General features: G+C 65.7%; 7 protein-coding genes and 1 pseudogene. 2 read left to right on the top strand and 6 right to left on the bottom strand.

The window, feature by feature from the left end; genetic code table 11:
• Positions 1–416: 416 nt before the first annotated feature.
• The 4 genes from RKP46_RS15540 to RKP46_RS15525 form a co-directional block, all read right to left on the bottom strand.
• Positions 417–1223 carry a spondin domain-containing protein gene (locus RKP46_RS15540; RefSeq protein ID WP_311107473.1) on the bottom strand — a complete coding sequence of 269 codons (807 nt, stop codon included), beginning with the start codon at positions 1221–1223 and terminating at the stop codon, positions 417–419.
• Positions 1224–1421: 198 nt separating this feature from the next.
• Complete coding sequence (locus RKP46_RS15535) at positions 1422–1727, bottom strand: pentapeptide MXKDX repeat protein (protein ID WP_311107472.1); 306 nt, start codon at positions 1725–1727, stop codon at positions 1422–1424.
• An 83-nt stretch (positions 1728–1810) separates the two neighbouring features.
• The gene (locus RKP46_RS15530) at positions 1811–2599 is read right to left on the bottom strand and encodes a molybdopterin-dependent oxidoreductase (protein ID WP_311107471.1); all 789 of its coding nucleotides are present in this window, start codon (positions 2597–2599) and stop codon (positions 1811–1813) included.
• A gap of 14 nt (positions 2600–2613) precedes the next feature.
• Entirely contained in the window at positions 2614–3210 is a 597-nt protein-coding gene (locus RKP46_RS15525) for a cytochrome b/b6 domain-containing protein (protein WP_311107470.1), read from the bottom strand.
• 202 nt (positions 3211–3412) lie between these two features.
• On the opposite strand from RKP46_RS15525, the gene RKP46_RS15520 reads away from it, so the two are divergent.
• A complete protein-coding gene (locus RKP46_RS15520) occupies positions 3413–3985 on the top strand; it encodes a sigma-70 family RNA polymerase sigma factor (RefSeq protein WP_311107469.1) in 573 nt (190 codons plus the stop codon).
• A complete protein-coding gene (locus tag RKP46_RS15515; RefSeq protein WP_311107468.1) occupies positions 3982–4623 on the top strand; it encodes a DUF1109 domain-containing protein in 642 nt (213 codons plus the stop codon). Before RKP46_RS15520 ends, RKP46_RS15515 begins: the two co-directional genes overlap by 4 nt.
• Before the next feature lie 430 nt (positions 4624–5053).
• Here RKP46_RS15515 and RKP46_RS15510 read toward each other — a convergent pair whose 3' ends face one another.
• Together RKP46_RS15510 and RKP46_RS20265 are read right to left on the bottom strand one after the other, a co-directional pair.
• Entirely contained in the window at positions 5054–6007 is a 954-nt protein-coding gene (locus tag RKP46_RS15510) for an EAL domain-containing protein (RefSeq protein ID WP_311107467.1), read from the bottom strand.
• A gap of 12 nt (positions 6008–6019) precedes the next feature.
• Positions 6020–6442 (bottom strand): annotated as a pseudogene (locus tag RKP46_RS20265) (GGDEF domain-containing protein); the annotation flags it as partial.
• Positions 6443–7247: the final 805 nt, after the last annotated feature.

Here is a 7247-nt window from a genome sequence, read left to right as displayed (position 1 = left end):
TCGGTTCGCGCATCTCGGTGCACTACCATGTCAACGGTGGCTGGCCGTACCGATCGATCAAGCACTATCTGCGCGTCTTCGCCAGACCGGCGTTCGGCGTAGCGCCTGCAGGCAGCGGCTACGGCACCGTGGGCGATGCCACGCTGGCCGGGCGTGCGGCGAAGGTTTTCGAGCGCAGCAGAAACGAGTTCGTGCCGGCACAGCAGCGGATCGATTTCGACGAGCGGGGAGAGCAGCGGGGTGAGCAGCACGGCGCGCGAATCTACGACCGTCGGGAAATTTGCGCGCGCCGTGCCGTTTGCCCGGCGTGTCGTCCGTGCGGCCCAGGGGAGGGTGCCGATGAACCTGTTTCCGCCCGCGCCGCGCGCTTGGCGCGGGCGCGATGTCGGCCAGGTGCTGGCGGCCAGGAATTTGCCTCAGGCGGAGGCGACGGACGACGACGGCGGACGGCGGCGGCGCGTACTCCAGCCGACGGCCAGCAAGCCGCCGGCGATCAGCGCGTAGGTTCCGGGTTCGGGAACGACCTCGAAGCGGATGCGATAGACGTTCGTATCGGCGGCGAGTCCGCTGGTGAAGACGTAGCCGGCGGCGGTCGGCAGACCGTCGAAGCCCGCCAGCTCGGCGAAGTTGGCGCTGACCACGCCGTTCTGCGGCGTGCGCAGGTTGTTGTTGCCGACGAAGGCAGCGGCGGCGGGATCGAAGAGCTCGGAGCCGGCGTCCCAGATGTCGGCGGCGGTCTGTTCGATCGAGCTGAGCAGCAGATTGCCGGCGGCGTCGAACAGCCGATAGCGCGTCGGCGAATCGTTGCCGATGAAGAAGTCGTTGCTCGGGACGACCATCGAGGCGAAGGTGAAGAAGGGATTCGCCTGCGGGTCGACCTGGAAAGTGGCGCTGCGCGTCTGGCCGGAGTCGAGGCGGCCGGCGATCGTGCCGCGCGTCGCTCCCGGGTCGGTCGCGGCGAAAGCCGGATGCCAGGCCGAGCCGCTGCCGCCCTCGGCGACCGAGATGATTTGCGCTGTCGGCGTCTGGCCGCTGTTGAAGGCGTCGAAGCTGCCATTGTTGAAGCCCAGATGCAGAGGCGCGAAGCTGATGCTGTTGCCTGGCGCAAGGTTTTCGACGGTAAGGTTGAGCGTGAGCTGCGCCGCGCCGGCGGTGGCACAGAGCGCAAGTGCGGCCGCGCCGGCGGTCAGCCGGGCGGGCGTGAAGGAACGAGGATGCAGCATGATGGATCTCCTTGAGCAATGAGGTAGTGCAGCGGAGCCAGGCGAGGGAAAGACGCAAGGCGCGCTGGCGCCTGCCTTTTTCCGCGCGCTGAATGGGTCAGGGGTCGTCCGCGGAAACCCACCGCGCGCGCCGGCGGTCTGGCCGGCAGGTGCGCGGATCGGCGAGCCTGATCGGGACGAACCCGCGGCGGAGCCTTGTTACTTCTTCATTTCATCCCTGGCCATGGCGTCCTTCTTCATGCCGTCCTTGGCCATGTGATCTTTGGCCATCGCGTCCTTTTTCATACCGTCCTTGGCCATGCCGTCCTTGGCCATGCCGTCCTTGGCCATGTGGTCCTTCTTCATGCCGTCTTTCGCCATGTGGTCCTTGCCCATGGCGTCTTTTTTCATGCCGTCCCTGGCCATTTCGTCCTTCTTCATCTCGTCGGCGGCAAAAGCCGTTCCGCCGGCCAGCGCGAGGCTGAGCGAGAGCAGGGTGTGGGCGACAAATCTCTTGATATTCATGGTTGACTCCTTGCTATTGATTGAATGAAAGCGTGATTGATCGGCAGGTTTGCCGCTTTTTCAGGGCAGTTGGGCGTCGCCGCTCAACTGCCGCCGAACCAGTTGTACCCCTGGTCTTCCCAGTAACCGCCGGGGTAAGTGTTGGTGACGAAAATGGCTTGAATGTGCTTCGGGTTCTTGTAGCCGAGCTTGGTCGGGATGCGCAGCTTGAGCGGAAAGCCGTAGCGCGGCTCCAGCGTGCGTCCGTCGCAACTGAGGGCGAGCAGCGTTTGCGCGTGCATGGCGCTCGCCATGTCGATACTCGTGTAGTAGTCGTCGGCGCACTTGAAGCCGACATAACGGGCGCTCAGGTCGGCGCCGATGCGGCGCAGGAAGTCGGCGAATGGGACGCCGCCCCACTTGCCGATGGCGCTCCAGCCTTCGACACAGATATGCCGCGTCACCTGCTCGCGCTGCGGCAGGCGACGCAATTCGGCCAGCGTCCAGGCGTGGCGGTCGGCGACCAGGCCGCTGACTTCGAGGCGAAAGCCCTCCTCGTCGACCACCGGAATCTCGTTTTCGCCATAGAAGGCGTTGAACGGAAACGGGCGTGCGATCAGCGAATCGGGATAGGTCGGCGCCAGTTGTTGCGGATCGAACAGCCAGCCCTGCGCCTTGTCGTTGAAACGCGAGATGCGCGTCAAGGCGTTCTCGACACTCTCTTCGTCGACCAGCGCGCAGCCGCTGAGCAGGGAAAGCCCGCCGAGCGTCAGCGTACGGCGCAGGAAGGCGCGCCGCTCGGGCACGACGACGCTGCGTCCGACTTCGTTGCGCGCAGCGCGGAGGACGGCGTCGCCGTTGTCGGCCAGCCAGCGAAAGGGGTTTGCGCTCATGGTGATGGTTCCTTTCAGCGCCCGCGAATCATCGCCGGCAGGGTGCGCGGCACGAGCGCGACCATCGCCAGATGCACGACGATGAAAGCGAGCAGCGCCGACATGGCAAGAAAATGGACCCGGCGCGCCGCTTCGTAGCCGCCGAGCAGTTCGCGCAGCAGCGGAAACTGCACCGATTTCCACAGCACCAGACCGGACAGCACGAGGAGAACGGTATCCGCGAGGACAAACAGGTACGCCGCGCGCTGCACGGTGTTGTAGTGCGTCGGGTCGGCATGCGACAGCCGGCCGTGCCAGGCCGCCTGCAGGTCGGCGACGAAGGCGCGCGCCGACAACGGGAAGAACTTGCGGCGCAGGCGCCCGCTCAGCACGTTGCACGCCAGGTAGAGCAGACCGTTGCCGGCGAGCAGCCACATTGCCGCGAAATGCCATTGGATCGCGCCGCCGAGCCAACCGCCGAGCGTCATCCATTTCGGGATGACGAAGGGGAAGAACGGCGCTGCGTTGTAGATGCGCCAGCCGCTGAGCGTCAGCACGATGACGGCGACGACGTTGAGCCAGTGCGTCAGGCGCAACCAAAGCGGGTGAATCACTGCAGTCTTCGGGTTCATGTCCTTTGCTTCCGGATGAGGCGTATATTTCGTCTGGCTTTCGTCTGCCGGCGGCAAGCGTTGCGTGGTCTTCGCCGGACGCTGTCTTGCTTGCCTGTGCAAGGTAGTTCGTCGGCTGGCGGCAGCCGGTTACACCTTCGGGCAGAAATTCCTTGCGCACGGACAAAAGATTTTTTTCGCTCGCGAGTAACCAAAGACCTCGATGCAACGAATAGAGAGAGAGAACCCTTGGCGTGCGCGCGAAGATCGTCTGCGCGAGCTGCTGCTCGCCGGGCTGTCCGGCGACAGCAGGCGCTATCAGGCGTTTCTCGAAGAACTGAGCAAGCACCTGCGGGCGTTTCTGCGCAAACGCCTGCCGAGCTTGCCCGATGAGGTGGAGGACCTCGTGCAGGAAGCGCTGCTCGCAATACACAATCAGCGGCACACCTACGACCAGCGGCAACCGCTGTCGGCGTGGGTGCACGCCATTGCCCGCTACAAGCTGGTCGACTTCTTGCGCCGGCGGGCGGTACACGACCTGCCGAACGAAGCGCTCGATGCGGCTGACGAAATCTTCACCACGGCCGACGCCGACGCCGCCGAGGCGCGCCGCGACCTCCACAAGCTGCTCGACGAATTGCCCGACCGCCACCGTTTGCCGATCATCCACACGCGGCTTGACGGCCATTCGGTCGAGGAGGCGGCGAGGCTGACCGGCATGTCGGTGTCGGCGGTCAAGATCGGCGTGCACCGGGGTCTGAAGGCACTCGCCGAGAAGATCAGGGGGACGCGATGAAGACTGACGAACTGATCCGCCTGCTGGCGACCGGCGCCGACGCGGTCGACACGCATGCCGCCGAACGCCGCCTTGCCGGCGCCGTTGGCTATGGCGCCGTCGGCGCGCTGCTCCTCATGTTTGCGCTGCTCGGTGTGCGGGCCGATCTGGCGCAAGCCGTGAGTTCGCCGAGCTTCTGGCTGAAAACCGGCTTCGTCGCCGGCGTCCTGGCCGCCAGCACCTTCGCCGCCTGGCGTCTGGCACGACCGGGCGCGCGCCTGGCTGGGGTTCCCGCCGCGCTGGCGGCACCGCTGGCCGTGATCTGGGCGTTCGCGGCTTACGCTGTACTCGGCGCCGACCCGGCGCAGCGCGCCGACCTCGTTCTTGGCGCGACCTGGCGCTGGTGCCCGTGGCTGATCGCGCTGCTCTCGCTACCGGCTTTCGTCGCCGCCATGCGCGCGATGCAAGGGCTGGCGCCGACTCGCCCACGCCTCGCCGGAGCCGCCGCGGGACTCCTCGCCGGCGCCACCGGCGCGCTGGTCTACTGCCTGCATTGTCCGGAAAGCGCGCCGCCGTTCATCGGTCTGTGGTATGTCGTCGGAATGCTCGTCCCGGCGCTCGCCGGCGCGGCGCTCGGCGAACGTCTGCTGCGCTGGTAGGCAAGCGCGACGCGCGCTGATCCGCTCGCCGGCGACAGCGTCCGCGCACGGCTTGATGCCTGATCAGCGCCATCGCTCGAGCTGCTCCCTGCCCCGTGCTCCGGCAGGTCTCGCCGATGGAACAAGCGCCCTGTCGCGCAGGGACTACCCAGGCGTGCTGCCGAGCGTGCTTTCCTGTCGGATGGGGCTCGTCGGCCGCCGAACTCGCCGTCTGAGCCCTGCGGATGGGCACTGCAGAGGATTGTCGGCGAGGCGCTGCGCCACCTCTTACGCCTTTTCGTCCGCTGTCCGATCCTGGTCTGCAGCCTGGTCAACGCCGAATTCAGCTTGGTCAAACGCCGAGTTTCCGAGGCCCGCTCGCGTCGCGGGAAATCCACGTATTCGTCAAGGGACACGCTCATTCGAGAATCCGGAATGTCCGTGCCCGAATTCACGCCGGCGGCAGCACCCCAACCGCGTCGTGGATGCGTGCGGCCAGGGAACGGGCACGTTGGCAGGGTGTTTTTCCCAAACCGGCGTCCCGCACGAATAAGGGTGCCAGTCGTGGCACGAGATCCGGCGACAGCGCCTCGGCAAAGTACCAGCCCTGCAGATAGCTGTTGCCGGCAGCACTCAGCCACGCCAAATGCGACTCGGTTTCGACGCCTTCGCAAACCACCGCGCAGCCGAGGCTGCGGCTCATGCCGAGCACCAGGTGGAGCAAATCTTGTGACCTGCTGTCGGTGTCGACGGCGCGCACAAAGGAGCGATCCACCTTGATGCAGTCAACGGGCCAATCGTGCAGCGCCAGGAGATTGGAGTAACCGGTACCGAAATCGTCGAGAGCGAGATAGATGCCGCGCGCGCGCAAGGCGTCAAGCAAGGCCCTGGCCCGCACCGGCTCACGCAGGAGGTGCGACTCGGTGAGCTCAAAACCAATGCCGTGCGACGGGACCAGATGTCGCGCCAGGACGCGATCGACGGCGGCGAGGAAGCCCGCCTGCCCGATCGTCGCACGGCTGAGGTTGCACAGCAGACGCGGCACCGCCAGACCACTGTCCAACCAGCGTCGCAAGTGCGCGCAGGCCTGGTCGACAATCGCCAGATCGAGATCCTGCAGGCATTCGGCGATTTCGAAGGCGGACAGGAAAACCTCCGGCAGTTGCACGCCTCTGCCGCGGGCTTGCCAGCGTGCCAGAACCTCGAAGCCACTGATACAGCCGGCGGCGAGATCGATCTGGGGTTGGAAGTGCGGCACGAACTCGCCGGCGGCAAACGCTGCCTTCACTCGCTGCACATGGTCCAGCTCACGGCGGCGGGCATGCGCACCATCGGCGCCGCCATAAGACACCGCGGCGCCGCTGAGTGTCGCCTGCTGGGCCGCCAGCAAGGCTTCGTCGAGCAAATCCACCGCCGCTAGCACACGACCGGAAGCCTTTGCAACACCCAGGCGCAAGTGGAGGTTCAAGACTTGCCGGTGTGCGCGAAACGGCGCGTCGACCAGGCACGCGAGACGTTTCAGCGCGGTGTCGACGCCGCCACCAGCCGGTAGCCGCAGTGTGAGAACGAATTGATCGTCGCCACAACGAGCGCAGAACTCATCCTGAAAGCGACAGATGGCGCGCATGCTTTGCGCCAGTTCCGACAGGAACTGATCGGTACGCTCCCAACCGCAAGTGTCGCGCAGGAGCGGCAATTCGCGAATCTGGAAGGCGACCAGCACCGTTTCAACCGACTCACGCCGCCACGTCTCCAGCAGCGGCTGCAGGACTTCCAGAAATCCCCGCCGGTTGGGCAGTCCAGTGGCGTGGTCTTCGTACAGCAAGCTGAGCACGGCCATGACGTGCCGGCTCATCTCCACAAGCAGGCAACGTTGGCGGCGGGCCAGCCGACGTGGCGCGCGGTCCATCACCCAAAGCGTGCCGATGCGAGCCTTGCTGGCGTCGATCAAGACGGCTGCGGCATAGCTACGCACGTGCGGCTCGCCGCGAACCAGCGGGCTGTCGCGAAAGCGGGCGTCATGCCGCGTATCGGCAACCTCGAAGAAGCTCACCTTCGAATCGACGGCATGCGCACAAAACGCTCCGGCGCGGGAAAAGCGGTCGACGCTCAGCCCTACCCGGCTCTTGAGCAGGACTTGATCGTTGTCCACCACACTGACCCCAGCCATGGGCGCTCGGCAGAAGCGGCTGACGAACCCGGTAATCGGGTCCAGTTCGCTTGAGCGCGCCTCGTAGAAAGCACGATAAGCCTTTGTTTGTTGATGATGACGTGGCTTGGTGGCTTTGACGACCTTGTTCATATCGACCAAGAGAAGGACTGGAAGCCGACAATTCCCCATGCGGGACCGGCCTCGTGCGGTACACAGCCCGCCATATTACGGCAAGGATTGGCCCGGATCGCACGAAAGCGACCTGTGAGAGGCATGAACGAGGTCTGTTGCGACCCTTTGCCGCGCCCTTTTTTTGCGGCGATCCTTCGCCCACGGCGGGCGATCCACCGCATGGCGAGCGCAGCCCGGATTGCCAAGCCGGAGAGAACGCGTGCCCGACCGGCGGTGCCTTCTCCGCTCGCCGTACCGCCATGGCGACCGTGTCCTTTCGGCAGAGCTGCAAATCCGCGGCGGCGCTTGAGTGCGGCACCGC

The organism is Accumulibacter sp. (genome assembly GCF_031732815.1).
Classification (GTDB): Bacteria; Pseudomonadota; Gammaproteobacteria; order Burkholderiales; family Rhodocyclaceae; genus Accumulibacter.
Note: the sequence above shows the minus strand (reverse complement) of the source record. Positions and strands in the feature narration are given on the sequence as shown.